Source organism: Leisingera sp. MMG026 (assembly GCF_021654205.1).
Classification (GTDB): domain Bacteria; phylum Pseudomonadota; class Alphaproteobacteria; order Rhodobacterales; family Rhodobacteraceae; genus Leisingera.
Genome location: NZ_JAKFZM010000104.1, coordinates 1 through 2705 on the forward strand (window position 1 = coordinate 1; position 2705 = coordinate 2705).

At 58.2% G+C, this 2705-nt stretch carries 3 protein-coding genes; all 3 read right to left on the reverse strand.

The window, feature by feature from the left end:
* Positions 1 to 2: 2 nt before the first annotated feature.
* A complete protein-coding gene (locus L1069_RS23555) occupies positions 3 to 191 on the reverse strand; it encodes a hypothetical protein (RefSeq protein WP_237457268.1) in 189 nt (62 codons plus the stop codon).
* Between the two features lie 70 nt (positions 192 to 261).
* The gene (locus L1069_RS23560) at positions 262 to 2103 is read right to left on the reverse strand and encodes a TniQ family protein (protein ID WP_343328084.1); all 1842 of its coding nucleotides are present in this window, start codon (positions 2101 to 2103) and stop codon (positions 262 to 264) included.
* Positions 2081 to 2705 (reverse strand): TniB family NTP-binding protein (locus tag L1069_RS23565; RefSeq protein ID WP_237457269.1); only part of this gene is annotated, 625 nt, incomplete at its 5' end. The genes L1069_RS23560 and L1069_RS23565, both read right to left, overlap by 23 nt.

Below are 2705 nucleotides of genomic sequence, written 5' to 3' on the forward strand. Positions count from 1 at the left end.
CCTCATTCATTTTCAATCCAATCAAGCAATCCCTGCTTGAGTTGTCTTCTTACGTCAACGATCAGATACAGTGTTTGATCGATGACCTCCTCTTCTTTTGATGCATAGGCTGCTTCGAGAAGAGCGAATTGCTTGTCTGGACTTGTTGCGAGTTCTCTGTCGCCGATCTCTGACTGTTCTGGAATCTTCATAGATTTGCCTCTCATTGCTTTGGATGGCTAACCGGACGGTGATTCACACCGCAAATCCGGCACCTGATGGTCAAGTTTGCCGTCCGCTGAGTTCTGCTGGAAGTAAATCTCGCCGGTAAACCCGGACAAAGCATGCAGTTTCCTCAACTGCCGGGATTTCTGCACGGTCCAGTTTTCGCGCCATGTGAATTGGCGCTATCTTCGCTCCCTCAGCTATCTGGCCCAATGTTAGGTAACGGGTTTCGAATGCCCGTATGCTGTCTTGTGTGATGACAGCGTGGTGGTGGTTTGTGTCCGGATTCTGCCGTACGATCTGTTGCAGGAAACCTGCATTGCGCAGAGCCCGGACAGAGCTGATTCCAATCTGAAGGTATCTGGCAGTCTCCGCTGGTGTCAGGTCTCCTAACAGGTCTTGTTGCGTTCTGACAGAACCTGCTTTGCAAGGTACGTGGATGGATCGCAGCCCCCCGCCGCCTCCGGACCGCACTAGTTCCTCTAATTCTCCGTTTTGCCAAAGCTGGATTATCCGCACCAATCCGATTCCGTTCTCCCTGCAATACTGGCTGATGGGCAGGTACCCCTTGCTGTTATCAACCTTGGGCAGCTCAGATACTGCCGCCGTTAATCTGTCGAGGTCCTCCAGGTAGACATACCGTAACGCGGTTCCGAATTTGATGGATCGCAGCAGCCCGCAGTCGATCAATGTCTTTACTTGGACAGGCCGCACTTGCAGAGCCGCAGCTGCGGCTGTGAGATTACATAACCCGCTCCAGAATTTGAGGGCCCTGTCGAGCTGGCCCGGCGTCGTTTCCGCCAGGGCTGTAGTCTCTGCCTCGGAAAAACCCTCGACATGGCCGATCAGCCGCTTCAAGAGCGCGACCCCGAGCCCAGTTTGCTTGCGAGCGGTATCAAATGACATGCACTGGACTCCGGGCACCGCCCTACCCAACACGCGCCTGTTGGGCTTCATCGTGTAGCTTCGCACCGCAAAAGCGTGGACGCAGGCGACAAGGCCTTGCAACTCCGGGCGCTCGCGTGCGGCGCGAAGCCAATGGTAGAACGCGCCGAGGTCAGTCGAATAGTACGGTCGGCGCGAGCGGGAACGCGCTTTGAGCTCCTCCATGCAGCGAAGGAGGCTCTCCGGACCGGGGGAAAGAACCCGCAGCCCCTCGACGCAAAATTGACGTTCCTGGTTCTGACCGTACGATGAGAAATGCTGCAAAGGCGCACCGCAGATGGCCGCACCCAGCGTCATGCAGGCCCCATGTAAATGAGCGAGTTCCAAACCACTGAGCCAGTCAGCTTGCGGGCTCCGATAAATCCTGCCACGGACGTAGGTTTCGAACTCGGTCGCCTCATATTCCTGCTGTCGGTCCGCGGCCTGCTTCACCAGATCGCGGTGGAGATCGACCTGGGCCACGACATCATAGGTTTCATGCGTGGTTGCAGCACGCGGCAGGTCCAGAAGAGCCGTCTCGTGGCGCTCGCACCCGGAAAGGCACAGGACGTTCCACTCGAGCAGCTGATGCGCTCCATACCGCCCCATTTCCCCAAGCACCTCTTCTATGCATTTCGGGCAAACCCGGCTGGATGTGCGCCGGAACACGCCTGTGCTGCTCCTGGTGTGGCCGACTCGGTAGTGACCAGTCCGAACCTGCTGTGCACTCCATAGCACAAGATGTTCCAGCTCAAGCCCACCGGCGTCGGCGAGTAGAGCGAGTTGGTCCGGGTGGCCGGAACAGAGGAAGGGCCACCGCATGCCCGTGTCGGAACAAAGGTCTCGCGGCCTTACGCCATTTCGGGCAGCGAGCCGGGAGCCTATGCTTGCGGGGGTTTCCCCATTGAGCGGAGAAATGGTCAGCGCCAGCCGCACATTGCGCATGTCGTCCTCATGCATCTTCATCCCCCTCATCGAAACACTGGCGCGGATCGATCCGGTGGAAGTCCTCGGCCAGAAACGGGTCCAGTCCCGGGCCGACAGCAGTCCGCATATGATAGACCTCCGCGAAATGCCTTCTGGACAGACATGCTTCCAGACCGTTGGCCCGGAGAGCACGCGTCAGCGCCTCTACAATGAACTGAGCGAGCAACCCGAACTCGTAGTCAGCCGCGTGAATGAGGCGTGACGCGAACTCCGCCTCCCTGACATCGTCGTCACGCTGCACCTTCGCCCTGTCGCAGTAGCGCGCCACAAGGCCAAGGACCTGATCTTGCCCTGCATATGGCGACAAGCGTTCGATCTCGATCGGGTACATGCGGCGTGCCAGCTGCGCGTCCTGATTGATGATCGACTTGAGACCGGGCATTCCGGTCAGGAGCAGGCCGACGGGCCAATGACTGTTCTCCATCAGGGACTTGAGCGTATTGACGATGGCCTGCCGCTCCTTGTCGGTCTGATGCTGGGCCAAGTCCTGCGCCTCGTCCATGTGCATGAAGAGAGTTTTCCGCAACTTGAACTGCTGCTTCACGAGCCCCCATATGACTGCTGCTGACCGATCACGCACCAGCGGGTAA

What these genes read in the sequence shown, in the direction of transcription:
- L1069_RS23555 (WP_237457268.1), bottom strand. Translation starts at nt 191, where the DNA reads ATGAAGATTCCAGAACAGTCAGAGATCGGCGACAGAGAACTCGCAACA.
- L1069_RS23560 (WP_343328084.1), bottom strand. Translation starts at nt 2,103, where the DNA reads ATGAGGGGGATGAAGATGCATGAGGACGACATGCGCAATGTGCGGCTG.